Source organism: Paenirhodobacter sp. (assembly GCF_050177655.1).
Lineage (GTDB): Bacteria > Pseudomonadota > Alphaproteobacteria > Rhodobacterales > Rhodobacteraceae > Rhodobacter.
This window is the reverse complement of record NZ_JBFXGV010000004.1, coordinates 55883-80802: the sequence shown is the minus strand read 5'-3', so window position 1 is coordinate 80802 and position 24920 is coordinate 55883. Positions and strand designations below refer to the sequence as shown.

General features: G+C 68.1%; 18 protein-coding genes. 14 read left to right on the top strand and 4 right to left on the bottom strand.

Annotation, left to right across the window (positions count from 1 at the left end; all coding sequences use genetic code 11):
- The first annotated feature begins 5 nt into the window (after window positions 1-5).
- Genes mrdA through AB7U46_RS03175 form a run of 3 tightly spaced genes read left to right on the top strand, consistent with a single transcriptional unit; the run spans window position 6 to window position 4043 of the window.
- On the top strand, window positions 6-1952 hold the full coding sequence (gene mrdA, locus AB7U46_RS03185; RefSeq protein WP_428335485.1) for a penicillin-binding protein 2: 1947 nt from the start codon (window positions 6-8) through the stop codon (window positions 1950-1952).
- 9 nt (window positions 1953-1961) lie between these two features.
- Window positions 1962-3101, top strand: coding sequence for a rod shape-determining protein RodA (rodA, locus tag AB7U46_RS03180; protein ID WP_428335484.1), 1140 nt, complete (start codon window positions 1962-1964; stop codon window positions 3099-3101).
- A 6-nt stretch (window positions 3102-3107) separates the two neighbouring features.
- The gene (locus tag AB7U46_RS03175; RefSeq protein ID WP_428335483.1) at window positions 3108-4043 is read left to right on the top strand and encodes a 2-hydroxyacid dehydrogenase; all 936 of its coding nucleotides are present in this window, start codon (window positions 3108-3110) and stop codon (window positions 4041-4043) included.
- A 142-nt stretch (window positions 4044-4185) separates the two neighbouring features.
- On the opposite strand, the gene hisG is transcribed toward AB7U46_RS03175, so the two are convergent.
- Genes hisG through hisS form a run of 3 tightly spaced genes read right to left on the bottom strand, consistent with a single transcriptional unit; the run spans window position 4186 to window position 7462 of the window.
- Window positions 4186-4893: an ATP phosphoribosyltransferase gene (gene hisG, locus AB7U46_RS03170; RefSeq protein WP_428335482.1), complete on the bottom strand. Its 708-nt coding sequence runs from the start codon at window positions 4891-4893 to the stop codon at window positions 4186-4188.
- Window positions 4890-5963 (bottom strand): ATP phosphoribosyltransferase regulatory subunit, encoded by a 1074-nt coding sequence (locus AB7U46_RS03165; protein ID WP_428335481.1) that lies wholly within the window; start codon window positions 5961-5963, stop codon window positions 4890-4892. The genes hisG and AB7U46_RS03165 overlap by 4 nt, the downstream gene beginning before the upstream one ends.
- On the bottom strand, window positions 5963-7462 hold the full coding sequence (gene hisS, locus AB7U46_RS03160) for a histidine--tRNA ligase (protein ID WP_428335480.1): 1500 nt from the start codon (window positions 7460-7462) through the stop codon (window positions 5963-5965). The genes AB7U46_RS03165 and hisS overlap by 1 nt, the downstream gene beginning before the upstream one ends.
- A gap of 72 nt (window positions 7463-7534) precedes the next feature.
- Here hisS and AB7U46_RS03155 point away from each other — a divergent pair, with 72 nt between their 5' ends.
- Both AB7U46_RS03155 and AB7U46_RS03150 read left to right on the top strand, forming a co-directional pair.
- On the top strand, window positions 7535-7741 hold the full coding sequence (locus tag AB7U46_RS03155) for a SlyX family protein (RefSeq protein WP_428335479.1): 207 nt from the start codon (window positions 7535-7537) through the stop codon (window positions 7739-7741).
- Complete coding sequence (locus AB7U46_RS03150) at window positions 7741-8187, top strand: hypothetical protein (protein WP_428335478.1); 447 nt, start codon at window positions 7741-7743, stop codon at window positions 8185-8187. The genes AB7U46_RS03155 and AB7U46_RS03150 overlap by 1 nt, the downstream gene beginning before the upstream one ends.
- A gap of 6 nt (window positions 8188-8193) precedes the next feature.
- On the opposite strand, the gene dnaE is transcribed toward AB7U46_RS03150, so the two are convergent.
- Entirely contained in the window at window positions 8194-11712 is a 3519-nt protein-coding gene (dnaE, locus tag AB7U46_RS03145) for a DNA polymerase III subunit alpha (protein WP_428335477.1), read from the bottom strand.
- Window positions 11713-11942: 230 nt separating this feature from the next.
- On the opposite strand from dnaE, the gene xdhA reads away from it, so the two are divergent.
- The 9 genes from xdhA to AB7U46_RS03100 all read left to right on the top strand — a co-directional run bounded on the left by xdhA (window position 11943) and on the right by AB7U46_RS03100 (window position 24854).
- Window positions 11943-13310, top strand: coding sequence for a xanthine dehydrogenase small subunit (xdhA, locus tag AB7U46_RS03140; protein ID WP_428335476.1), 1368 nt, complete (start codon window positions 11943-11945; stop codon window positions 13308-13310).
- Window positions 13307-15667, top strand: a complete 2361-nt coding sequence (xdhB, locus tag AB7U46_RS03135; protein ID WP_428335475.1) for a xanthine dehydrogenase molybdopterin binding subunit — start codon at window positions 13307-13309, stop codon at window positions 15665-15667. The genes xdhA and xdhB overlap by 4 nt, the downstream gene beginning before the upstream one ends.
- Entirely contained in the window at window positions 15664-16608 is a 945-nt protein-coding gene (gene xdhC / locus AB7U46_RS03130; RefSeq protein WP_428335474.1) for a xanthine dehydrogenase accessory protein XdhC, read from the top strand. The genes xdhB and xdhC overlap by 4 nt, the downstream gene beginning before the upstream one ends.
- Entirely contained in the window at window positions 16605-18125 is a 1521-nt protein-coding gene (locus AB7U46_RS03125) for an ABC transporter ATP-binding protein (RefSeq protein WP_428335473.1), read from the top strand. Before xdhC ends, AB7U46_RS03125 begins: the two co-directional genes overlap by 4 nt.
- Complete coding sequence (locus AB7U46_RS03120; RefSeq protein ID WP_428335472.1) at window positions 18122-19201, top strand: ABC transporter permease; 1080 nt, start codon at window positions 18122-18124, stop codon at window positions 19199-19201. The genes AB7U46_RS03125 and AB7U46_RS03120 overlap by 4 nt, the downstream gene beginning before the upstream one ends.
- Window positions 19198-20130 carry an ABC transporter permease gene (locus tag AB7U46_RS03115; protein WP_428335471.1) on the top strand — a complete coding sequence of 311 codons (933 nt, stop codon included), beginning with the start codon at window positions 19198-19200 and terminating at the stop codon, window positions 20128-20130. Before AB7U46_RS03120 ends, AB7U46_RS03115 begins: the two co-directional genes overlap by 4 nt.
- Window positions 20131-20176: 46 nt before the next feature.
- A complete protein-coding gene (locus tag AB7U46_RS03110) occupies window positions 20177-21259 on the top strand; it encodes a BMP family ABC transporter substrate-binding protein (protein WP_428335470.1) in 1083 nt (360 codons plus the stop codon).
- 165 nt (window positions 21260-21424) lie between these two features.
- Entirely contained in the window at window positions 21425-23374 is a 1950-nt protein-coding gene (locus AB7U46_RS03105; RefSeq protein WP_428335469.1) for an OmpA family protein, read from the top strand.
- Window positions 23375-23564: 190 nt separating this feature from the next.
- Window positions 23565-24854, top strand: coding sequence for an NAD(P)/FAD-dependent oxidoreductase (locus AB7U46_RS03100; RefSeq protein WP_428335468.1), 1290 nt, complete (start codon window positions 23565-23567; stop codon window positions 24852-24854).
- Window positions 24855-24920 lie beyond the last annotated feature (66 nt).

The window sequence follows — 24920 nt, the reverse complement described above, 5'->3', positions numbered from 1 at the left end:
GGAGCATGCGCAAATCTCTCAAGGACACCCAGGCGAGCCGCTCCTCGATCACCCGTCGCGGGCTGCTGCTCGGCGGCGCGCAGGCGGCGATCATCGCCGTGCTGGCGACGCGGATGCGGCGGATGCAGCTCGAGCAGGCCGACGAATACCGCCTCCTCGCCGAGGGCAACTCGGTCAAGATCCGCCTCATCCCGCCGGTGCGTGGGCTGATCTACGACCGCAACGGCGTGCTGATCGCCGGCAACGAACAGAATTACCGCGTCACCATCACCCGCGAGGATGCCGATGACGTCGATCGGGTGGTGAGCGACCTGCGCCGGCTGATCCCGATCTCGCAAAGCGATGCCGAGGCACTCGTCACCGACATCAGGCGCCGCCCGCCGACCGCGCCGGTCACCGTCGCCGACCGGCTGAGCTGGGAGGAGTTTTCCCGCGTCGCGGTGAACACTCCCGCCCTGCCCGGCGTCTCGCCGGAGGTCGGCCTCTCGCGGATCTACCCGCATGGCCCCGACTTCGCCCATGTGCTGGGCTATGTCGGCGCGGTCTCCGACTATGACCTGAGCAAGATCGAGAACCCCGATCCGCTGCTGCGGATTCCGAAGTTCCAGATCGGCAAGACCGGGGTCGAGGCGAAGGAAGAGGAAGAGCTGCGCGGCAAGGCCGGCCAGCGCCGGGTCGAGGTGAACTCGGCCGGGCGCGAGATGCGCGAGCTGGGCCGCAAGGAGGGCGATCCGGGGGTGAACCTGCAGCTCACCCTCGACACCAAGCTGCAGAATTTCGCCCATGAGCGGATGAAGGGCGAAAGCGCCGCCGCGGTGGTGATGGACGTGACCAATGGCGACATCCTCGCGATCGCCTCGGTCCCCTCCTTCGACCCGAACATGTTCGTGCGCGGGATCTCCTCGAGCGAATATCGCGTGCTGACCGAGGACGATCACCGCCCGCTCGCCGACAAGACGGTGCAGGGGCTTTACCCGCCGGGTTCGACCTACAAGGTCGTGACCGCGCTCGCCGCGCTCGAGGCGGGCGTCATCACCCCCGAAAGCACGGTCTATTGCCCGGGCTATATCGAGATGGGCGGGCGGCGCTTCCACTGCTGGAAACACTCCGGCCACGGCCGGGTGAACGTGATCCAGAGCCTCGAGCAGAGCTGCGACGTCTTCTATTACGAGGTCTCGCAGAAGGTCGGCATCGACGCGATCTCGGCGATGGCGCGGCGCATGGGCGTGGGCGTGCGCCACGACCTGCCGATGTCCGCCGTGGCCGAGGGGCTCGCCCCGACGAAGGAATGGAAGCAGGAGCGCTACAAGCAGGACTGGCGCATCGGCGACACCATCAACTCCTCGATCGGCCAGGGCTATGTGCTCGCCTCGCCGCTGCACCTCGCGGTGATGACGGCGCGGCTTGCGAGCGGGCGTTCGGTCGTGCCGCGGCTGATCCGCGCGAAGGACGGGGTCGAGGTGCCGGTGCCCGAGGCGCCGCCGCTCGGCCTTGAAGAAAGCTGGCTCGACCACGTCCGCAGCGGCATGATCGCGGTGGTGAACGGCGCCCACGGCACCGCCGCGCGCGCGAAGATCGCGATGGCGGAATGGAAGATGGCGGGCAAGAGCGGCACCTCCCAGGTGCGCAACATCTCGGCCGCGGAACGGGCGCGCGGCGTGATCTCGAACGCGCAATTGCCCTGGAACCGGCGCGACCACGCGCTCTTCGTCTGCTTCGCCCCCGCCGACAATCCGAAATATGCGGCGAGCGTGATCGTCGAGCACGGCTCGGGCGGCTCGACTGCTGCCGCCCCGATCGCACGCGATCTGCTGCTTTTCGCGCTGGCCGGCGGGCTGCCCCCGCTCGAGGCCTATCCGTCGAACCAGCGCTCGGCGGTGAAGGCGCGGTTCGACGCGCTCGATCTCGTCGATCCCGACATCGCCGCGCAGGGCGGCAAGAGCCGGGCCTGAGGAGGCGCGATGAGCTATCTCGAAAGCAATCTGAAGACGGTGCCGACCGGCCTGCGCAAGGTCTTCTACCTGAACTGGCCGCTGATCTTCCTGCTCACCGCGGTCTCCTGCGCCGGCTTCCTGATGCTCTACTCGGTCGCCGGCGGGCGGCTCGACACCTGGGCCGAGCCGCAGATGAAACGTTTCGCGATCGGCATGCTGGCGATGCTCGCCGTCGGCTTCACGCCGATCTGGTTCTGGCGCAACGTCTCGGGCGTGGCCTATGCGATCGCGCTCCTGCTGCTCGTCGCGGTCGAACTTTTCGGCGCGATCGGCATGGGGGCGCAGCGCTGGCTCGAGCTGGGCCCGGTGCGGATCCAGCCCTCCGAGCTGATGAAGATCGCGCTGGTGATGCTTCTGGCCGCCTATTACGACTGGCTCCCGGTCGAGAAGGTCTCGCGCCCGCTCTGGGTGGCGGTGCCGGTGGCGATCATCCTCGCGCCCACTTTCCTCGTGCTGATGCAGCCCGACCTCGGCACCGCGGTGATGCTGGTGCTGGGCGGTGGTTTCGTGATGTTCGCAGCCGGGGTGAGCCTTTGGTATTTCGGCACGGTGATCGCGCTGGTCGTCGCCCTCGTCTTCGGCGTGATGGAAAGCCGCGGCACCGACTGGCAGCTTTTGCACGACTATCAGTTCAAGCGCATCGACACCTTCCTCGACCCGACCGAAGACCCGCTCGGCGCCGGCTACAACATCATGCAGGCGCAGATCGCGCTCGGCTCGGGCGGCTGGTCGGGGCGCGGCTTCATGCAGGGCACGCAGTCGCGGCTGAACTTCCTGCCCGAAAAGCACACCGATTTCATCTTCACGACGCTCGCCGAGGAGTTCGGCTTCACCGGCGCCTTTGGCCTTTTGATGCTTTACGCCGCGATCATCGGGTTCTGCATCTATGACGCGCTGGTGAACAAGGACCGGTTCTCAAGCCTGCTCACTTTGGGGGTGGCGGGGACGTTCTTCTTCTTCTTCGCGATCAACATGGCGATGGTGATGGGGCTGATGCCGGTGGTGGGCGTGCCGCTGCCGCTCGTCAGTTACGGCGGTACGGCGATGATGATCCTGCTCGCCGCCTTCGGCCTCGTGCAGAGCGCCCATATCCACCGACCCCGCTGAGGCCCGATGCTGACCCTCCTCTATGCCGGCGCGCCCGGTGCCTTCGCCGCCTATGAGCCCGCCCTGCGCGAGGCGCTCGCCACCGCCGGGATCGCCGCGCGGATCCTGCGCCCGGACGAGGCCCCCGGCGCGGAGATCGACTATATCATCTATGCGCCGAACGGGCCGGTGAGCGATTTCACCCCCTTCACCCGGGCGAAGGCGGTGCTGAGCCTCTGGGCCGGGGTCGAGCGGGTGGTCGGCAATCCGACGCTGACGCAGCCGCTGTGCCGGATGGTCGACACCGGGCTCGAACGCGGCATGGTCGAATGGGTCACCGGTCAGGTGCTGCGCGCCCATCTCGGGCTCGACCGCTACATCCACCGCCACACCCCGCATTGGGAGCGCGTCGTGCCCCCGCTCGCCTCCGAGCGCGGGGTGACGATGCTCGGCCTCGGCGCGCTGGGGGCGGCCTGTGCGACCACGCTTGCCGGGCTCGGCTTTCGCGTGACCGGCTGGAGCCGCAGGCCGAAAGCGATCCCCGGCATCACCTGCGAGAGCGGCGCCGAGGGGCTGCGGGCAGCGCTTGCGCGCGCGGAGATCCTCGTCACGCTGCTGCCGAACACGCCTCAGACGACCGACCTTCTGAATGCCGAGACGCTGGCGCAGCTGCCGCGCGGCGCGGTGATCCTGAACCCCGGGCGCGGCAATCTGATCGACGAGGCGGCGCTGCTCGCCGCGCTCGACAACGGGCAAGTGGCGCAGGCGACGCTCGACGTCTTCCGCAGCGAGCCGCTGCCGCCCGAGCACCCGTTCTGGGCCCATCCCGGGATCACCGTCTCGCCCCATATCGCCGCCGAAACGCGCCCCGCAACGGCGGCGCAGGTGATCGCGGAAAACATCCGCCGCTTCGAAGCGGGCGAGCCGCCGTTGCATCTCGTCGATCGCGCACGCGGCTATTGAGGGCGAAAGGGGGCGCTGCCCCCTCGGCCTGCGGCCTCACCCCCGAAGTATTTGCGCCAAGAAAAAACAAAGACGGCTTGGCTTTTTCTTGGCAGAAATACTCCGGGGGGAGCGCAGCGGGGGGCAGCGCCCCCCTGCCCGCTCAGAGCTGCGGCACCGCAACCCCGAGCTGGGCACAAAGCGCCGCAAACGGCCCTTCGAGCCCCGACCATTCCGCGGCGCGCGCGGCGAAAAGCGTGGCCTGGCTCTGATGGATCAGCCCGTCGGAAAGGATCTTCAGGTGATTGGCGCGCAGCGTCTCGCCCGAGGAGGTAATGTCGGCCACGGCCTCGGCGGTGAGGTTCTTCACCGTGCCCTCGGTCGCGCCCTGGCTGTCGACGAGCTGCCAGTCCGCCACCCCCTCGCGGGTCAGGAACTCGCGCACGAGACGGTGGTATTTCGTCGCGATCCGCAGCCGGTGGCCCTGCGCCGCGCGGAAGGCATGCGCCGCCGCGTCGAGGTCTTCGAGCGTGTCGACGTCGATCCAGCAGGCGGGCACCGCGATGATCAGATCGGCATGGCCGAAGCCCATCAGCGCCAGCTCCGCGACCTGGCTTTCCCAGTCGGCGAGCTTCTCGCGCACGAGGTCGGAGCCGGTGACGCCCAGATGGATCCGCCCCGCCGCCAGTTCGCGCGGGATCTCCCCCGCCGAGAGCAGCACAAGCTCGACCTGCTCCGCGCCCTCGACGGCGCCGGCATATTCGCGCTCCGACCCGGTGCGCCGCAGCCGCAGCCCGCGGTCGGCGAACCAGTCGAAGGTCTGCTCCATCAGCCGCCCCTTCGAGGGCACGCCCAGCTTGATCGCGCTCATGCGAGGCCCTCCAGATCGGCGACGAGGCCGGGGCGGATCACGCCGCCCACGGCCGGGATCTCGCGCCCCTGGCCAAGCACGCGGGTGAGCGCGTCGTAGCGCCCGCCCGAGGCGACCGGCGGCAGGCCCGGATCCTCGGCCGAGAAGGTGAAGACGAAACCGTCGTAATATTCCATCGTCGTGCGCCCGTGGCTCGCATCGAAGGCGAGCGCGGTGAGGTCGATCCCCCGCGCATCGAGCGCCGAAAGCCGCCGTTCCAGCCGTTCGATCGCAGGGGCCAGCGCCGCGATGCCGAGATCGGCAAGCTGCGCCGGCGCCCGATCGGCGGTGCAGCGCAGCGCGAAAAGCGCATCGAGCCGCGCGACGTCCTCGGCCGCGATCGGCGGCGCCCCGGCATCGGCGCGCAGCGTGGCGATGCGCGCCTCCATTTCCTCGGGCGCGCGCAGCCCGATCCAGGGCGCGTCACAGACAACGCCCCCCTCGAGAAGTGCCGCGCGGGTCACCGGCATCGGCGTGAGCCCGGCATAGCGCTGCAGCAGCTGGTGGAACCGACGCGGGCGCCAGATGTGACGGCCAAGCGCCGCCTTGCGCGCGGGCAATGTGTCGAGCCCGGCAACCGCGGCGCGCAGAAGCCCGATGTCCCCCACCGTCGCGGTGAGGTTCAGATCGGCGAGCAGCCCGGCGAAAAGCGCGAAAACCTCGGCATCGGCCGCCTCCGGATCGGCGCGGTCAAAGACCTCATAACCCGCCTGCAGATATTCCGCCGCGCGCGACGGGCCGCGATGATCCTGCCGGCGAAACACCTCGCCCATGTAGCAATAGCGCGCGGGTTCCGCCCCGTTCGCCATATGCTCCTGCACCACCGGCACCGTGAAGTCGGGGCGCAGCATCATCTCGCCACGCAGCGGGTCGGCGGTGACATAGGCGCGGGCGCGGATGTCACCGCCGTAAAGATCGAGAAGCGCCTCGGCGGGCTGCAGGATGTCGGGGGTGATCTCCACCGCCCCGGCGGCGAGGAAAGCATCGCGAAGCCGGATGCCGATGGTGCGCGACGCGGCCTTGGTCGCCATCAGAGCGCCCCGTTCCGGCCGAGGATCTCTAGCACTTTTGCAACCATTTCGCCCCGCGGCACCTCGAATTGCGCCGGTTGCGCCTTCCATTCTTCAACCGAAGCGGAGGCGGCGATCTTCGCGCCCAGCACCAGATCCTTGATCTGCACGACACCGCGCGCGGCCTCGTCCTCACCCTGGATCACGGCGACGGGGCTCTGCCGCTTGTCGGCATATTTGAGCTGGTTGCCGAAGTTCTTCGGATTGCCGAGATAGACCTCGGCACGCACGCCGGCGCGGCGCAGCTCGGAGGCCATGGCGAGGTAATCGCCCATCCGCGCGCGATCCATCACCGTCACCACCACCGGGCCGGTGACCTCGCCGCCGATCCGCCCCTTGGCGCGCAGCGCGGCGAGCAGCCGGTCGACGCCGATCGAGACGCCGGTCGCCGGCACCGACTGGCCGGTGAAGCGCTTCACGAGGTCGTCGTAGCGCCCGCCGCCCGCGACCGAGCCGAAGGAGCGCTTGCGCCCCTTCTCGTCGAGGATCTCGAAGGTCAGCTCCGCCTCGAACACGGGGCCGGTGTAATAGCCAAGGCCGCGCACGACCGAGGGGTCGATCACGATGCGGTCGGGGCCATAGCCCTGGGTGTCGAGGATCTGCGCGATGAATTCGAGCTCATCAACGCCCTCGTCGCCAAGCGCGGAGCCCGCGACCAGTTCGCGCAGCCGCGCGCAGGTGGCGGCGCCGGTGTCGCGCTTCGCCTCCATGAAGCCCATCACCACATCGGCCTGCGCGTCGCTCAGCCCCGCGCCCTTGGTGAAATCGCCGCTCTCGTCGAGCCGCCCTTTCCCCATCAGCGCGCGCACGCCCGCCTCGCCGAACTTGTCGAACTTGTCGATCGCGCGCAGCACGATGCCGCGTTCCTCGACAAATTTCTCCGGGTCGGTCGGGTCGAGCACGCCCGCGACCTCCATCACCCCATTCAGCACCTTGCGGTTGTTGACGCGCACGATGTAGTCGCCGCGCTCGATGCCCACCGCCTCGAGCGCATCGGCGAGCATGCCGCAGATCTCGGCATCGGCGGCCACCGAGGGCGCCCCCACCGTATCCGCATCGCATTGATAGAATTGACGGAACCGGCCCGGGCCGGGTTTCTCGTTGCGCCAGACCGGGCCCATCGTATAGCGCCGATAAGGCGAGGGCAGATCGTTGCGGAACTGCGCCGCGACGCGCGCAAGCGGCGCCGTCATGTCGTAGCGCAGCGCGAGCCAGTCGCCGCCCTCGTCCTGCCAGGCGAAAACCCCCTCGTTCGGGCGGTCGACATCGGGCAGGAACTTGCCCAGCGCCTCGACCGTCTCGACCGCCGAGGTTTCCAGCGGATCGAAGCCATGGGCGCGATAGACCTTGGCGATCTCGGCGAGCATATCCGCCCGTTCCGTCACCTCGGCGCCGAAATAGTCGCGGAACCCTTTCGGGGTCTCGGCGCGGGGGCGGCGCGGTTTATTGTCCTTGGCCATGTCTTGCACCCGTTCGTTTCTCGCGCGAGGGTGTAGCGGAAGGGCTGCCGCGCGGCAAGCGCCGGAGGGGAAATGATGGATCGGATCGACCGGGCGGAAGAACAGATCGCCTATCTCGGCAAGACGGTCGAGGAGCTGAGCGAGGTCGTCGCCCGCCAGGCGCGCGAGATCGACCGGCTCGCGCGGCATGTCGGGCTCCTGATGGAGCGCGAGGCGGAGCGCGAGTTTTCCGGCGGCGGGCAGATCCCGCTCGCCGATCAGAAGCCGCCGCATTACTGATGCGCCGCCTGCTCTGGACCCTCGCCGGGCTTTTCGTCTTCGCGCAGGCGGTGTTCTTTCTCGCGCTGCTGGTCTGGCCGGGCGGTGCGGATCTTGGTGCGATGATGCTGCGGCTGGCCGCCTGGGAAGCGGCGGGGGCGCTCGCGGTGCAGATCTTCTTCGGCGCGCCGGCGCTGATCGCGCTTTTCTGGGGGGCGCGGCGGGGCCTCGCGCGGGGGCTGATCGCGCTCGCCTTCCTCGCCACCTGCGGGCTCCTCGTGCTCGCCGCCTGGGAGATCGACGCGCTGCATTACCTCGCGAACGACAGCCTTGCGCCGCGCGGCATCCTGCGCGGGCTGGGCCTCGCGCGCTGGGCCGATGCAGGGCTCGGGCTTTTTGCGCTGATCGCGCTCAGGCTCGCCTGGCGGGCCGAGGGCGCGGCGGCGGGTCACCCCGCAACCGCCTGATCCGGTTCAGATTTCCTCGACGAGGGCGACACCGCGCAGCGAGCGGATCGCGCCCTTGATCTGCGGGTTGACGGGGTAATCCTGGCCGCAATGGATCTGGTAGCGCTCGCCCCGCGCCGGGTCGAAGACGGTGAAATGGATCGGCCCGCGCGAGCGCACCTTGCCCTCCGACGCGAGCCGGTCGAGCAGCGTCGCGATCGAGCCGGCCGCCTCGGGCGTTTCCAGATGGATCATCAGCCCCGAGCCCCCCGCCGCATCGGCGACGACCGAGTCGATCGGCTGCGCGCCCTGCGCGAGCATCTTCACCGTCTCGCCCTCGACATCGACCTTGACGGTGAGCACCACCGCCATCCCCGGTTCGAGATGCGCGCGGCAGGCCTCGAGCGTGTCGGAAAAGACGGTGACCTCATAGGGCCCGGAGGGGTCGGAAAGCGAGACGAAGGCGAAGCGGTTGCCCTTCGCCGATTTGCGCTCCTGCCGGGCCGCGACCTGACCGGCGATCTTGCCGGTGAAGGGGCCGCCCTGCGCCTTGTCGGTGATCTCGGCCAGCGTCATCACCTTTTTCCGTTTCAGCGCCGGCAGATAATCGTCGAGCGGATGGCCCGAAAGATAAAAACCGATCGCCTTGTGCTCCTCGGCCAGACGCTCGGCCGGGAGCCAGTCATCGGTGTCGGCCATGCGCGGCGGCGGCAGGTCGTCGCCCGCCTCGCCGAAGAGCGAAACCTGCGCCGAGGCCTTCGCCTCGACCACCGCGGCCGACCAGGCCATCAGCGATTCGAGGCTTTCGAACACGCGCTTGCGGTTCGGGTCGATCTGGTCGAAGGCGCCGGCGCGGGCGAGCATTTCAAGCGGGCGCTTGCCGATCCGCTTCAGATCGCAGCGGCGGGCGAAATCGGTGAGGCTCGCGAAGGGGCGCTCGCCCCCCTCGGTCTTGCGCGCCTCGACGATCAGCTTCATCGCCTCGACGCCGACGTTCTTCAGCGCGCCGAGCGCATAGACGAGCTTCTGGTCGACCACGTCGAAGGTCGCGAGCGAGCGGTTCACACAGGGCGGGATCACCTCGATGCCGAGGCCACGCCGCACCTCGCCCATGTAGATCGCGAGCTTGTCGGTGAGATGGATATCGCAGTTCATCACGCCCGCCATGAATTCGACGGGGTGGTTCGCCTTCAGCCAGGCGGTCTGGTAGGAGACGATCGCATAGGCCGCGGCGTGCGATTTATTGAAGCCGTAGTTCGCGAATTTCTCCAGCAGGTCAAAGACTTCGCCGGCCTTCTTCGCGTCGATATTATGGGTGGCCTTGGCGCCCTCGATGAATTTCGGGCGCTCCTTCGCCATTTCCTCGGCGATCTTCTTGCCCATCGCGCGGCGCAAGAGGTCGGCGCCGCCAAGCGAATAGCCCGCCATCACCTGGGCGATCTGCATCACCTGTTCCTGATAAACGATGATGCCCTGCGTTTCCTTCAGGATCGGGTCGATCGTCGGGTGCAGCGATTCGAGCGGCCGCAGCCCGTGCTTCACCTCGCAATAGGTCGGGATGTTCTCCATCGGGCCGGGGCGATAGAGCGCCACGAGCGCGACGATATCCTCGATGCAGGTCGGTTTCATGCGCCTGAGCGCATCCATCATCCCCGTCGATTCCACCTGGAACACGGCGACGGTGTGCGCGCGGGCGTAAAGCTCGTAGGTCTTCGCGTCGTCGATCGGGATATTGCCGATGTCGTTCTCGGCGCCCTTCGCGGGTTCGTAAAGCACGTTGCCGGCGGCATCGACATGCAGCGGGCGGCCCGATTTCAGGATCAGGTTCACCGCGTTCTGGATGACGGTCAGCGTCTTCAGCCCGAGGAAGTCGAACTTCACCAGACCGGCCTTTTCCACCCATTTCATGTTGAACTGGGTCGCCGGCATGTCAGAGCGCGGATCCTGATACAGCGGCACCAGCTCATCGAGCGGCCGGTCGCCGATCACCACGCCCGCGGCATGGGTCGAGGCGTTGCGCAAGAGCCCCTCGATCTGCTGGGCGTAATTGAGAAGCCGCTGCACCACCTCCTCGGCCTTCGCCGCCTCGCGCAGGCGCGGCTCGTCGGCCAAGGCCTTCTCGATCGAAACGGGCTTCACCCCCTCGACCGGGATCATTTTCGAGAGCTTGTCGACCTGGCCATAGGACATCTGCAGCACGCGGCCGACATCGCGCACCGCGGCCTTCGACAAAAGCGCACCGAAGGCCGCGATCTGGCCCACCTTGTTGCGCCCGTATTTTTGCTGGACGTATTTGATCACCTCTTCGCGCCGGTCCATGCAGAAGTCGACGTCGAAGTCGGGCATCGAGACGCGCTCGGGGTTCAGGAACCGCTCGAAGAGCAGCGAGAAGCGCATCGGGTCGAGGTCGGTGATGGTGAGCGCATAGGCGACGAGCGAACCCGCGCCCGAACCGCGCCCCGGGCCGACCGGGATGTCATGCGCCTTGCCCCATTTGATGAAGTCGGCCACGATCAGGAAGTAGCCGGGGAAGCCCATCTGCTCGATGATACCCAGCTCGAATTTGAGGCGCTCCTCATATTCCTCGACCGGACAGGCGTGGGGGATCACGTCGAGCCGGTTCTTCAGCCCCTCCCAGGCCTGACGGCGCAGCTCCTCGACCTCGTTATCGGCGAATTTCGGCAGGAGCGGCGGGCGCTTGTAAACGGCGAAGGCCGAGCGTTTCGCGATCTCGACGGTGTTTTCCAGCGCCTCGGGCAGATCGGCGAAAAGCGCCGCCATCTCCGCCTCGGATTTGAAATAATGCTGCGGCGTCAGGCGCCTGCGCGGCTCGATCTGGTCGACATAGGCGCCCTCGGCAATGCAAAGCATCGCATCATGCGCCTCGTACATGTCGGGCTTCGGAAAGAAGACATCATTCGTCGCGACGATCGGCAGGCCCATCTCATAGGCCATTTCCAGAAACGGCCGTTCGGTCCGCGTCTCGCCTTCGGTGAGCTTGCCGCCCTCGCCCGGATGGCGCTGCAGCTCGACATAAAGCCGGTCGGGATAGATCGCGGCGAGGCTTTCGAGCAGCGCGCGCGCCTTCGGCCCCTGCCCCGCCTGGATCAGCTTGCCCACCGGCCCCTCGGCCCCGCCACTGAGACAGATCAGCCCCTCGGCATGGGCCTCGAGATCGGCAAGCGGCACCTGCGGCACGCCGTCATGCTTGTCGACGTAAAGGCAGGTCGAAAGCTTCATCAGGTTCATGTAGCCCGCCTCGCTCTGCGCAAGCAGAACGATCGGCGCGGGCATCTTCGGCTTGTCGCCCGGGCGGCTCTCCTCGAAGGTGAGCGAGACCTGACAGCCCATGATCGGCTGCAGCCCGTTTTCCTTCGCCGTGGTGCAGAATTCGAGCGCCGCGAACATCACGTTCGTGTCGGTGACGGCAACCGCGGGCATGTTCGCCGCGTCGCACATCTTGATCAGTTTCTTCACCGGCACCGCGCCCTCGAGCAGCGAATATTCGGTGTGCACACGCAGATGGATGAATCGGGGATTGGCCATGCCGGCCAGATTAGGGCGAGTGGCCGGGCAGCGAAAGGGGGCTGCACCGCCCGCGCCCGGGGCGGCCTGCCCAATTTTCAACCACCGGATCAATTTTCGCGCAGCGCCCCGGCGCAAAACGCTTGCCAGCGCGGGGAGCATCGGCTTTGCTCGTCGGGACGGGAGAGCCCCCCGCTCTACGCCGCATCGGGTGGAAGGGGCCGAGAACAAGTACCGCGGCGGTAATTCGCATGGAAATTTCGTTTCTTCTCAACGGAGAAACCCGGCGCGTGTTCGTCACGCAGCCCTCGATGAGTGTGCTCGACTGGCTGCGCGAAGAGGGACTCACCGGCACCAAGGAGGGCTGCAACGAGGGCGATTGCGGCGCCTGCACGGTGATGGTGACGGATGAGACCGGCAGTCGCGCGGTGAACGCCTGCCTGATGATGATGCCGCAGATCGCGGGCAAGGCGCTGCGCACGGTCGAGGGCATCGCCGGCCCGGGCGGCGCGCTGCATCCGGTGCAGGCGGCGATGGTGGAAAAGCACGGCAGCCAATGCGGTTTCTGCACCCCGGGCTTCATCGTCTCGATGGCGGTGGGGCATCTGAACGGGCGTCACGACCATGACGACATGCTCGCCGGCAATCTCTGCCGCTGCACCGGCTATGCGCCGATCATCCGCGCGGCCGAGGCTGCCGAGGCGGCGCCCGTGCCCGACTGGATGGGGACGGATGCCGCGTGGAGCGCACCCGAGATCCCGGCGGATGCGCTGCTGCCGCAGTCCTCGGATGAGCTGGCCACCTGGTATCTCGCCCATCCCGAGGCGGTGCTGATCGCCGGGGCGACCGATGTCGGGCTTTGGGTGACGAAGCAGTTGCGCGACCTGCCCGAGGTCGCTTTCCTGAACCAGTGCAAGGATTTGCAGGGCATTTCCGAAACCGACGAAGGTTTCGTCATCGGCGCGGGCGTCACCATCGCGGCCTTGCGCGAATGGGCCGAGGGGCCGCATCCGGCGCTGGCCGCGCTCTTGCGCCGCTTCGCCTCCGAACAGGTGCGGCAGGCGGCGACGATCGGCGGCAATATCGCCAATGGCTCGCCGATCGGCGACGGCCCGCCCGCGTTGATCGCGATGGGCGCACAGCTTACGCTGCGCCGGGGCGAGGTGCGTCGCACCCTCGCGCTCGAGGATTTCTTCCTCGACTATCGCAAGCAGGACCGGCTGCCCGGTGAATTCGTCGAAAGCGTCACCTTGCCGAAATCGGCGCCCGATCTCGCCTGCTACAAACTCTCCAAAAGGTTCGATCAGGATATTTCCGCGGTCTGCGGCTGCTTCAATATCACCGTGGAAGGTTCGAAAATTGCTACTGCGCGCGTGGCCTTCGGCGGCATGGCCGGGGTGCCGAAATGCGCCGCGGCCTTCGAGGCCGCGCTGATCGGCCAGAGCTTCACCGAGGAGGCGATCGCCGCCGCCCTGCCCGCACTGGCCCAGGATTTCAGCCCGATGAGCGATATGCGCGCCTCCGCCGCCTACCGGATGCAGACGGCGCAGGCGATGGCGCTGCGCTACCTGCGCGCGCGTCTGGGCGAACCCGTTTCGGTGCTGGAGATGACGCCATGAGCCACGCCGCCCTCCCCGGCCCCACCCGCGCCGCCGGCGACAAACTCACCCATGACTCGGCCGAGCTGCATGTCACCGGCCGCGCGCGCTATCTCGACGACATCCCCTGCCCCGCGAACACGCTGCATCTCGCATTTGGCCTTTCGACCGAGGCCTCGGCCGGGATCACCGCGCTCGATCTCGATGCGGTGCGGGCCAGCCCCGGCGTCGTCGCGGTGCTCACCGCCGCGGATCTGCCCTTCGCCAACGACGCCTCCCCCGCGCCGATCCCCGAACCGGTGCTGGCGGAAGGCGAGGTGCATTTCGTCGGCCAGCCGATCTTCCTCGTGGCCGCGACGAGCCATCGCGCGGCCCGGATCGCAGCCCGCAAGGGGCGCGTCAGCTATGCCCCGCGCGCGCCGATTCTGACGCTCGATCAGGCGCTTGCGCGCAACAGCCGGTTCGAGGGCGGCCCGGTGATCTGGTCGCGCGGCGATGTCGAAACCGCGCTTGCCGGCGCCGCGCACAGCGTCGAGGGCGAGATCGAGATCGGCGGGCAGGAGCATTTCTACCTCGAGGGGCAGGCCGCGATGGCGCTGCCCGGCGATCAGGGCATGGTGATCCACATCTCCTCGCAGCACCCGACCGAGGTGCAGCACAAGGTCGCCCACGCGCTCGGCTGCGCGATGCATGACGTGCGCGTCGAGATGCGCCGGATGGGTGGCGGGTTCGGCGGCAAGGAGAGCCAGGGCAACCACCTCGCAATCGCCTGCGCCGTCGCCGCGCGCGCCACCGGGCGGCCCTGCAAGATGCGCTACGACCGCGACGACGACATGGTCATCACCGGCAAGCGCCACGATTTCCGCATCCGCTACCGGATCGGCGCCGATGCCGAGGGGAAAATCCTTGGCGCCGATTTCCTGCAGCTCGCGCGCTGCGGCTGGTCGCCCGACCTCAGCCTGCCGGTCTGCGACCGCGCGATGCTGCATGCCGACAGCTCCTATTTCGTCCCCGCGCTGCGCGTCGAAAGCCACCGGCTGCGGACGAACACCCAGTCGAACACCGCCTATCGCGGCTTCGGCGGGCCGCAGGGGATGCTCGGCATGGAGCGGGCGATCGAACATCTGGCTTTTGCCATGGGGATCGAGCCCTCCGAATTGCGCCGGCGGAATTATTACGAGCCGCCGACGGGGGGGCCGTCTGCCCCCCCGAGCCCCCCCGAGAGTATTTCCGCCAAGAAGAAGCAGGAGACGCATTACGGGCAGGAGGTGGAGGACTGCATTCTTCAGGCGCTTACCGATGCCCTGCAGAAATCGAGCAATTATGCCGTGCGAAAGGCCGAGATTGCCGAGTGGAATAGCAAAAATCGAACCTTGAAGCGGGGGATTGCGCTTTCTCCGGTGAAGTTCGGGATCTCCTTCACGCTGACCCATCTCAATCAGGCCGGCGCGCTCGTTCAGGTCTATTCCGACGGCTCGGTACTGCTCAATCACGGCGGCACGGAGATGGGTCAGGGGCTGCATCGCAAGGTCTGTCAGGTGGCGGCTTCGGTCTTCGGCATCGACGTCGATCAGGTGCGGATCACTGCGACCGATACCTCGAAAGTGCCCAATACCTCGGCCACTGCCGCCTCCTCGGGCGCCGATCTGAACGGCATGGCGGTCAAGGCCGCCTGCGAGACGGTGCGCGCGCGGCTTGCTGACTTCGTCGCCGCACGGGAGGGCTGTGCGCCGGAGGACGTGCAGTTCGCCGAGGGCGCGGTGCAGGCCGGCGCGAAACACTGGAGCTTCGCCGAGATCGCCGAGGCGGCCTATCAGTCGCGGATCTCGCTTTCGTCGACCGGTTTCTACGCCACGCCGAAGATCAGCTGGGACCGGATCGCCGGGCGCGGGCGGCCGTTCTACTATTTCGCCTATGGCGCGGCGGTGACCGAGGTGGTGATCGACACGCTCACCGGCGAGAACCGGATCCTGCGCACCGACATCCTGCATGACGCGGGCCAATCGCTGAACCCGGCGCTCGACATCGGCCAGATCGAGGGCGCCTATGTGCAGGGCGCGGGCTGGCTGACGACCGAGGAACTGGTCTGGGACGGCAAGGGGCGGTTGACGACCCATGCACCCTCCACCTACAAGATCCCGGCTTGCTCCGACCGGCCGCGCGTGTTCAACGTCGCGCTCTGGGACGAACCGAACCGCGAGGAGACGATCTTCCGCTCGAAGGCGGTGGGCGAGCCGCCGTTCATGCTTGGCATCTCGGCGCTGCATGCGCTTTCCGAGGCCTGCGCCGCCTGCGGGCCGCACTGGCCCGACCTGCAGGCGCCCGCCACCGCCGAGGCGGTGCTCGCCGCCGTCGCCCGGGCGCGGGGGGAGGCATGAGCCTCGATCCCGAAACGCTTGCGCGCGCGGCGCGGCGCGGCCCTTTCGTGCGGGTCGTGGTGGCCGAGGTGAAGGGCTCCGCGCCCCGAGAGCCGGGCGCGGCGATGCTCGTCTGGCCCGATGCGACCGAGGGCACGATCGGCGGCGGCACGCTCGAATTCGAGGCGATCGCACGGGCGCGGGCCAATCCCCGGCCGCGGCTCGAACGCGTGGCACTTGGCCCGGCGATGGGGCAATGCTGCGGGGGCGCGGTGGTGCTGGGCTATGAGCCCTTCGATGCGGCGCGCGTCGAAACCCTCACCCCGGGCTGGCACGCGCGCCCGCTCGGGCCCGCCGCGGAGATGCCGCTGGCCGTGCGCCGCGCGCTCGGCCGTGCCCGCGACCGCGGCGAGGCGCCCGCGATGCTGATCGGCGACTGGCTGATCGAGGCGGTCGCCCCCGCGCCCGAGGAGCTCTGGATCTGGGGCGCGGGCCATGTCGGGCGCGCGCTGGTGGCCGTGCTCTCCCCCCTGCCCGGGCTGCGCATCCGCTGGGTCGACACCGGGGCCGAGCGCTTCCCCACCGAAATCCCCTCAGGCGTCGAGGCGCTGATCGCCGAAAACCCCGCCGATCTTGTGCCGCTAGCCCCCCCGACCGCGCGCCACCTCGTGCTGACCTATTCCCATGCGCTCGATCTCGAGCTTTGCCACCGGCTGCTCAGCCACGGCTTCGCCGGACTCGGCCTGATCGGATCGCAAACCAAATGGGCGCGCTTTCGCCACCGTCTGGCCGAACTCGGCCATGACGGCGCACAAATTTCGCGCATTGCCTGTCCGATAGGCGATCCGACGCTCGGGAAGGCGCCACAAGCCATTGCGATTTCGGCCGCCGCCGCGCTACTGAAAGAGGTGAGCGCTGCAAGAGCCGGAACGGCCGCACAAAAAAGAGGACGCGCCGGGTGACGGGGATGCTTTTGAAGATCGAGGGCCTGACCAAGGCCTATCCGGGGGTGGTCGCCAATGATGGCGTCGGCTTTGCCGTCGCGCCGGGGGAGATCCACGCGCTCTTGGGCGAAAACGGCGCGGGCAAATCGACGCTGGTCAAGATGATCTACGGCCTCGTGAAGCCCGACAGCGGCACGATGGAATTTCAGGGCAAGCCCTACACACCGCCCGAACCGCGCGCCGCGCGGCTCGCGGGCGTTGCGATGGTGTTCCAGCATTTCTCCCTTTTCGAGGCGCTGAGCGTCGCCGAAAACGTCGCGCTCGGCATGGAGAACCCGCCGCCGATGCGCGATCTGGCGAAACGCATCCGCGACATCTCCACCGCCTACGGCCTGCCGCTCGACCCCGACCGCACGGTGGGTGACCTGTCGGCGGGCGAGCGTCAGCGCGTCGAGATCATCCGCTGCCTGCTGCAGGATCCGAAGCTGCTCATCATGGACGAGCCGACCTCGGTGCTGACCCCGCAGGAGGTCGACATCCTCTTTCACACGCTGCGCAAGCTGTCTTCCGAGGGCACCGCGATCCTCTATATCTCGCACAAGCTCGAGGAGATCCGCTCGCTCTGCGACGGCGCCACGGTGCTGCGCGGCGGCAAGGTCGTCGCAAGCTGCGTGCCGCGCGAGAAATCGGCGCGCGAGCTGGCCGAGATGATGGTCGGCGGCGAGTTCACCTCGACCGACCGCAGCGGGCGCGAGCTTGGCCCGGTGATCTTCGAGGTGAGCGCGCTCAGCCTGCCGCCGATGTCGCAATTCGGCCCGGCGCTGAAGAACGTCTCGCTTTCGCTGCGCGCGGGCGAGGTGCTCGGCATCGGGGGCGTCGCCGGCAACGGGCAGGAGGAACTGCTCGCCACGCTTTCGGGCGAGGTGCCCTCCACCCCCGGCACGGTGAAGCTGCACGGCCATGACGTTTCCGCACTCGGCCCGAACGACCGCCGCCGCATCGGCCTGCAGGGCGCGCCGGAGGAGCGGCTCGGCCATGCCGCGGTGCCGAATATGAGCCTCACCGACAACGCGCTGCTCACCGGCACGGTGCGCCGCCCGCTCACCCGCAAGGGCTTCATCGACATGACCGCGGCGAAGACCTTCGCCGAGGAGATCATCGCCACTTTCGACGTGCGCACCCCCGGGCCGCATGTCGCCGCGCGCGCGCTTTCGGGCGGCAACCTGCAGAAATTCGTGATCGGGCGCGAGGTGCTGCAATACCCCGAGGTGCTGATCGTGAACCAGCCGACCTGGGGCGTGGATGCCGCGGCGGCGGCCTCGATCCGGCAGGCGCTGCTGGATCTCGCCGGAAAGGGCGCGGCGGTGATCGTGATCAGCCAGGATCTCGACGAGCTGATGGAGATCGCCGATCGCTTCTGCGCGCTCAACGAGGGGCGGCTTTCCGAGCCGCGCCCGACCGAGGGGCTGACGATGGAGGAGATCGGCCTGATGCTGGGCGGCGCCCATGGCATGCAGGAGGCCGCCGCGCAATGATCCGTCTCGTCAAACGTCCCGTGCCCTCGAAATTCTGGTCCTGGGCGACGCCGGTGATCGCCGTCGTCGCGACGATGATCGCGGGCGGCATCCTTTTCGCCGCGCTCGGCAAGGATCCGTTCCAGGCGATCAAGGTGATCTTCTGGGATCCGCTCTTCGGCGCGAATGCCGCCTATTTCCGCGGCCAGCTGCTGGTGAAGGCGGCGCCGCTGATCCTGATCGCCTCGGGCCTCGCCGTGGGCTTCAAGGCGGGGATCTGGAACATCGGTGCCGAGGGGCAATATATCATCGGCGCGATCTGCGGCGCGGCGCTCGCGCTGGGCGTCTACCCGGCCGAGAGCGCCTGGCTCTTTCCGGCGATGGTTCTGCTCGGCGCGCTGGGCGGCTTTCTCTGGGGGCTGATCCCCGCGGTGCTGAAGGTCGTCTTCGGCACGAATGAGATCCTCGTTTCGCTGATGCTCGTCTATGTCGCGCAGAACCTGCTCGCCTATGTCGCCTTCGGGCCGCTGAAGAACCCGGAGGGTTATGGCTTCCCCGGCTCGCGCAACCTGCAGCAATATCCTTCCGCGCATAACGCCGATCTGATCGCGGGGACCGGCATGCATTGGGGCGTGGTCGCGGCGCTGATCGCGGTGATCTTCACCTATATTCTGATGCAGCGCCATATCGCGGGCTTCCGCATCCGCGTCGCGGGCGAGGCGCCGCGGGCGGCGCGCTTTGCGGGCGTGGTGCCAGCGCGGCTGGTGATCTTCTGCCTTGGCCTGTCCGGCGCGCTCGCCGGTCTGGCCGGGCTTTTCGAGGTCTCCGGCCCCTCCGGCCAGATCACCGACAGTTTCAACGTGGGCTACGGCTATACCGCGATCATCGTCGCCTTCCTCGGTCGGCTGAACGCCGTGGGCATCCTGCTTGCGGGGCTTCTGATGGCGCTCACCTACATTGGCGGCGACATGGCGCAGCTGATGCTGCAACTGCCCTCCGCCGCGATCCAGGTGTTCCAGGGGATGCTTCTGTTTTTCCTCTTGGGATTCGACCTGCTCACCAATTACCGTGTCCGTCTGGGGGGGAAGCGCGCATGATCATCGGCGGCATCGACATCGTCACGCTGATCGCCACGCTGATGGCGGCCTCGACGCCGGTCCTGCTTGCCGCGACCGGCGAGCTGGTGGCGGAGAAATCCGGCGTGCTCAACCTCGGCGTCGAGGGGATGATGATCATCGGCGCGGTGGCGGGGTTTGCAACCGCCGTCGGCACCGGCTCGCCGGTGCTCGGCTTTGTCGGCGGCGCGCTTGCGGGGGCGGCGCTCGCGCTCCTTTTCGCGGTGTTGACCCAGGTGTTCCTTTCCAACCAGACGGCGACCGGCCTTGCGCTCACGATGTTCGGCCTCGGCCTTTCCGCGCTTTTCGGCAAGGGGTTCGAGGGCGTGCGCCCGCCGGGCACCGCCAAGCTCTCCTTCGGCCCGCTTTCCGACATCCCCGGCCTCGGCCGCATCCTCTTCTCGCATGACTGGGTCGTCTATTTCTCGCTCGCGATGGTCGCGCTGACCTGGGCCTTCCTGAAATACACCCGCGCCGGGCTGATCCTGCGCGCGGTCGGCGAAAGCCACGACGCCGCCCATGCGCTGGGATATCGCGTGATCGCGGTGCGGATGGCGGCGCTGGCCTTCGGCGGCGCGCTCGCCGGTGTCGGCGGCGCCTATCTGAGCCTCGTGCGCGTGCCGCAATGGACCGAGGGGATGACCGCGGGCGCCGGCTGGATCGCGCTTGCCATCGTCGTCTTCGCCTCCTGGAAGCCCGAGCGGGTGCTGATCGGCGCCTATCTCTTCGGCGGCATCACCGCGCTGCAGCTGCAATTGCAGGCCGCGGGCTATGCGATCCCCGTGCACCTGCTCTCGATGGCGCCCTATGTGCTCACCATCGTCGTGCTGGTGCTGCTTTCCGTCACCCACCGCCATGGCGCGCCGGCTGCTCCCGCCGCGCTTGGCCGGTCGTTCCACGCCTCGAGCTGAGGCTGCAATCCCGCGGGCGCTAGCCCCGACAACTCTGGAGTGTTCCATGGACCGCAGATCCTTTCTGAAAACCACCGCCGCGACCGCCGTCGTCGCCGCCGCCGGCCTGCCCGCGCGCGCCGCCGACCCGATCAAGATCGGCTTCATCTACGTCGGCCCGATCGGCGACATGGGCTGGTCCTATCAGCATGACGTCGCGCGCCGCGCGATGGAGACCGAGCTCGGCGGCAAGGTCGTCACCTCCTTCATCGAGAACGTGCCCGAGGGCCCGGACGCCGAACGCGCGCTGACCCAGCTCGCGCTCGAGGGCAACCAGCTGATCTTCGCGACCTCCTTCGGCTTCATGGATGCGACCGTCAACGTCGCCGCCAAGTTCCCGAACGTGAAGTTCGAGCACGCCACCGGCTACAAGCGCGCCGACAACCTCTCGACCTATGACGCGCGCTTCTACGAGGGCCGCGCGATCCAGGGCACGATCGCCGGGCGCATGACGAAGACCAACAAGATCGGCTACATCGGATCCTTCCCGATCCCGGAAGTCGTGCAGGGCATCAACTCGGCCTTCATCCACGCCAAGAAGGTCAACCCCGACGTCGAGATCAAGGTGGTCTGGGCCTACACCTGGTTCGACCCGGCGAAGGAAGCCGACGCCGCCGCCGCGCTGATCGCCGAGGGCTGCGACTTCATCCTGCAGCACACCGACTCGACCGCGCCGCAGGCGAAGGCGCAGGAGGCGGGCAACGTCTACACCTTCGGCCAGGCCTCGGACATGGAAGCCTTCGCGCCGAAGCCGCGCGTCGCCTCGACGATCGACAACTGGTCGCCCTATTACATCAAGCGCGCGCAGGCGATGGTCGACGGCAGCTGGGCCTCGGAAGCGACCTGGGGCGGGATCGGCACCGGCATGGTGAAGATCGGCGAGATCTCCGACGCGGTGCCGGCCGAGGTGAAGGCCGAGGCCGAGGCGCTGATCGCGAAGATCGGGGCGGGCGAATACCACCCCTTCACCGGCCCGCTGAAGAAGCAGGACGGCTCCGACTGGCTCGCCGAGGGCGAGACCCCGGACGACGGCACGCTTGCCGGCATGAACTTCTTCGTCGAGGGCGTCGGCGCGGAAATGCCGAAGTAAGCCTTTCGGGCGCATGAAACGGAGGGGCGGGTCTTCGGGCCCGCCCTTTTGCTTGGCTGCTTTCCGCCGAAACGGCCCCCGTTGACGAAGATGTGGGAACGCGCGCAGATCGAAAGGCGTTAGAAGCGCAATGCGGCCCCGCGCCGCCTGACTCTGGGGAAAGACATGGAACGGCTCAAGACCACCACGATCCTGATCACCTCGCTCGCGCTGGCGGTGCCGGCGCCGGGCTTTGCCGAAAGCTCGAATGCCGCGCTCAAGGCCTGCATCGCCGCGCATGTCCAGGCCGGCGAGACCCGGGCCCAGGCGCTGGCTGCCTGTTCCGGCCAGGCCGGGACGGCGAAGACGAAGAAATCCGCCGAGCCGAAGGCCGCGCCGACCCAGACCACGCCGAAAGCCGCCCAGCAAAAGGCGCCGAAGGCGGCCCCGGTCGAGCCCCCCAAGGCGCCCGTGGCACAGCAGAATTCCGCCAGCGGGCTGAAGGCGGCGGAGCAGGCCGCGCAGGAAAAGCGCCAGAAGCAGCAGGCCGCGAAAGAGCAGGCCGCGCAGCAGAAGGCCGCCAAGGAACAGGCCGCCCAACAGAAGGCCGCTCAGGAAAAGACCCGCAAACAGACGGGTGCGACGAACGGCGCCGTGCCGGCGCAGCCGGGCGCCGCGCAACCCGGCCCCGCACAACCCGGCGCTGCGCCCCAGCTGCCGACCCAGACGGGCACGAAACAGGGCGGCACGCTGCTGCCCGGCGGCAAGACCCCGCCGGCCCCCGCCGCGCAGCCTTCCGTCACCGCGCAGCCTTCCGTCACCGCGCAGCCCGCGCCGCAGCCGCAAGTGCCGCTGCTGCCGGGCAGCCAGACCGGCAAGACCGGGAAGAACGCCACCAAGACGGCGGCGCCCGACGCGATCACGGGCCAACCCCGGTCCAACGGGCTGATGAGCGCGCTTGCGGCCGCCAACGCGGCAAAGCAGGGCCAGCCGGTGACCAATGAGGCGCTGACCGCCCCGGCGACCGGCGCCGCCCCCGATGCCGGCCCGATGCAGGAAGAGGTGATCACCCGCGACAACTCGCGCCGCTCCTCGCAGGATTTCTCGACCACGCTCGACGGCCGGCTGCGGCCGGCCACCGGCAGCGGCCCGGTGCAGGTGCTGCCCGGGCGGGTCGTGCCCGGCCAGCCGGTCCCGCCCGCACCGCCGGTGGTGACGAAGAAGAAGAAGGACAAGGGGCTTTCCGACGTCGAGAAGCTCGCGATCGCCGGCATCGCCGCGCTCGCGGTGGGCGCGTTGCTGAGCAACGGCTCGCGCGTGGCCGCGAACACCGGCGACCGCGTCGTGGTGCAGAACCCCGACGGCAGCTATCGCGTGATCAAGGACGACAACGCGCTCCTGCGCCAGCCCGGCTCCACGATCCGCACCCAGGACTATGCCGACGGCTCCTCGCGCACCGTGGTGACGAAACCCGACGGCAGCCAGATCATCACCGTCTACGACGCCCAGCGCCGCATCGTGCAGCGCGTTCTGGTCGAACCCGACGGGCGCCGTTACGTGCTGATCGACGACAGCCGCGGCGCGCCGCCGGTGCGGATGAGCAGCTCGGGCAATTCGGGCTATGGCAGCTCGGGCTATGTGCCGAGCGTCTCGAGCAGCGCGAATGAGGACGCGCTGCGCGCCGCCCTCGCCGCCGAGGGGGTCGAGGGGCGCCGCTACACGCTCGCGCAGATCCGCGACATCGGCGCGGTGCGCGCCCTCGCCCCGGTGATCGGCACCGAGAGCGTCACCTTCGCCTCGGGCTCCTCGGCGATCAGCCCCGACCAGGCCCATGCGCTGGCCGGTCTCGGCGCCACGATCCGCGACGAGATCGCCGCCGACCCGCGCCAGATCTTCCTGATCGAGGGGCACACCGATGCGGTGGGCGACCCGGCGATGAACCTCACGCTCTCCGACCGGCGCGCGGAATCGCTCGCGCTTGCGCTGAGCGAATATTTCGACGTGCCGGCCGAGAACCTCGTGGTTCAGGGCTATGGCGAGGAGGAGCTCGCGGTGCAGACCTCGGGCGCCTCGGAGGCGAACCGCCGCGTGGTGGTGCGCCGCATCACCGACCTCTTGCAGGTCGCGCAGGAGTAAGCCCCCGGACCGGAGGGCGCGTGCCGGGGAGAGGCCATCGCCTCCCCCCGGTTTTCTCCGATTTCCCCGATTTTCGTTGACCTTTCCTGCCAAAGGGCAGTGAATCCTCTTGCCTGAATGCGGCCTCGGACATATTCGAGTATACGCATGTATACGAAGCCGGCGTCGATACCGGCAAGGGGAGGGAAGAATGGCTCATATCGTTGTTCTTGGCGCTGGTCTCGGCGGCGCCATCATGGCGTATGAATTGCGCGACAATGTCCGCAAGGAAGACAAGATCACCGTCATCACGAAGGATCCGAAATATCACTTCGTGCCGTCGAACCCCTGGGTCGCCGTGGGCTGGCGTGACCGCAAGGACATCACCGTCGACCTCGCGCCGACGATGAAGAAGAAGAACATCGACTTCATCCCGGTCGCGGCGAAACGCCTGCACCCCGACGAGAACCGCGTCGAACTCGAGGATGGCCGCTCGATCGACTACGATTACGTCGTGATCGCCACCGGCCCCGAGCTTGCCTTCGACGAGATCGAGGGCTTCGGCCCCGAAGGCTTCACCCAGTCGGTCTGCCATATCGACCATGCCGAGCACGCCCGCGTCGCCTTCGAGCGGTTCTGCGAGAAGCCCGGCCCGATCATCATCGGCGCAGTGCAGGGTGCCTCCTGCTACGGCCCGGCCTATGAGTTCACCTTCATCCTCGACACCGCGCTGCGCAAGGCGAAGATCCGCGACCAGGTGCCGATGACCTTCATCACCTCGGAACCCTATGTCGGCCATCTCGGCCTCGACGGGGTGGGCGACACCAAGGGGCTGATGGAATCGAACCTGCGCGAGAAGCACATCAAGTGGATGACCTCGTGCAAGGTGCAGAAGATCGAGGACGGCAAGATGACCGTCGAGGAGATCGCCGACGACGGTTCGGTCAAGGCGGTGAAGGAGATGCCCTTCGGCTATGCGATGATGCTGCCGGCGTTCCGCGGCATCCCGGCGCTGATGGGGCTCGAGGGGCTGGTGAACCCCCGCGGCTTCGTGATCGTCGACAAGCATCAGCGCAACCCGAAATACCCGAACGCCTTCGGCGTCGGCGTCTGCGTCGCGATCCCGCCGGTCGCCGCCACCCCGGTGCCCGTGGGCGTGCCGAAGACCGGCTTCATGATCGAATCGATGGTCACCGCCACGGCGCATAACATCGGCAACCTCGTGCGCGGCCAGGAGCCGGACGAGACCGGCACCTGGAACGCGGTCTGCCTCGCCGATTTCGGCGACAGCGGCATCGCCTTCGTCGCGCAGCCGCAGATCCCGCCGCGCAACGTGAACTGGTCGGCGCAGGGAAAATGGGTGCACTGGGCGAAGGAGGGCTTCGAGCGCTACTTCATGCACAAGCTGCGCAAGGGCACCTCGGAAACCTTCTACGAGAAATTCGGCATGAAGATGCTCGGCATCGACAAGCTGAAGGCGACGAAGAAGACGAACGTCTGAACGGGGCGTCCACAAGACGGGAGGCGGGTCTTCGGGCCCGCCTTTTCCTTTGCGCGCCCCCGCGCT

Coding starts and splice junctions, on each gene's coding strand:
- mrdA (WP_428335485.1), top strand. CDS start 6: ATGCGCAAATCTCTCAAGGACACCCAGGCGAGCCGCTCCTCGATCACC.
- rodA (WP_428335484.1), top strand. CDS start 1,962: ATGAGCTATCTCGAAAGCAATCTGAAGACGGTGCCGACCGGCCTGCGC.
- AB7U46_RS03175 (WP_428335483.1), top strand. CDS start 3,108: ATGCTGACCCTCCTCTATGCCGGCGCGCCCGGTGCCTTCGCCGCCTAT.
- hisG (WP_428335482.1), bottom strand. CDS start 4,893: ATGAGCGCGATCAAGCTGGGCGTGCCCTCGAAGGGGCGGCTGATGGAG.
- AB7U46_RS03165 (WP_428335481.1), bottom strand. CDS start 5,963: ATGGCGACCAAGGCCGCGTCGCGCACCATCGGCATCCGGCTTCGCGAT.
- hisS (WP_428335480.1), bottom strand. CDS start 7,462: ATGGCCAAGGACAATAAACCGCGCCGCCCCCGCGCCGAGACCCCGAAA.
- AB7U46_RS03155 (WP_428335479.1), top strand. CDS start 7,535: ATGATGGATCGGATCGACCGGGCGGAAGAACAGATCGCCTATCTCGGC.
- AB7U46_RS03150 (WP_428335478.1), top strand. CDS start 7,741: ATGCGCCGCCTGCTCTGGACCCTCGCCGGGCTTTTCGTCTTCGCGCAG.
- dnaE (WP_428335477.1), bottom strand. CDS start 11,712: ATGGCCAATCCCCGATTCATCCATCTGCGTGTGCACACCGAATATTCG.
- xdhA (WP_428335476.1), top strand. CDS start 11,943: ATGGAAATTTCGTTTCTTCTCAACGGAGAAACCCGGCGCGTGTTCGTC.
- xdhB (WP_428335475.1), top strand. CDS start 13,307: ATGAGCCACGCCGCCCTCCCCGGCCCCACCCGCGCCGCCGGCGACAAA.
- xdhC (WP_428335474.1), top strand. CDS start 15,664: ATGAGCCTCGATCCCGAAACGCTTGCGCGCGCGGCGCGGCGCGGCCCT.
- AB7U46_RS03120 (WP_428335472.1), top strand. CDS start 18,122: ATGATCCGTCTCGTCAAACGTCCCGTGCCCTCGAAATTCTGGTCCTGG.
- AB7U46_RS03115 (WP_428335471.1), top strand. CDS start 19,198: ATGATCATCGGCGGCATCGACATCGTCACGCTGATCGCCACGCTGATG.
- AB7U46_RS03110 (WP_428335470.1), top strand. CDS start 20,177: ATGGACCGCAGATCCTTTCTGAAAACCACCGCCGCGACCGCCGTCGTC.
- AB7U46_RS03105 (WP_428335469.1), top strand. CDS start 21,425: ATGGAACGGCTCAAGACCACCACGATCCTGATCACCTCGCTCGCGCTG.
- AB7U46_RS03100 (WP_428335468.1), top strand. CDS start 23,565: ATGGCTCATATCGTTGTTCTTGGCGCTGGTCTCGGCGGCGCCATCATG.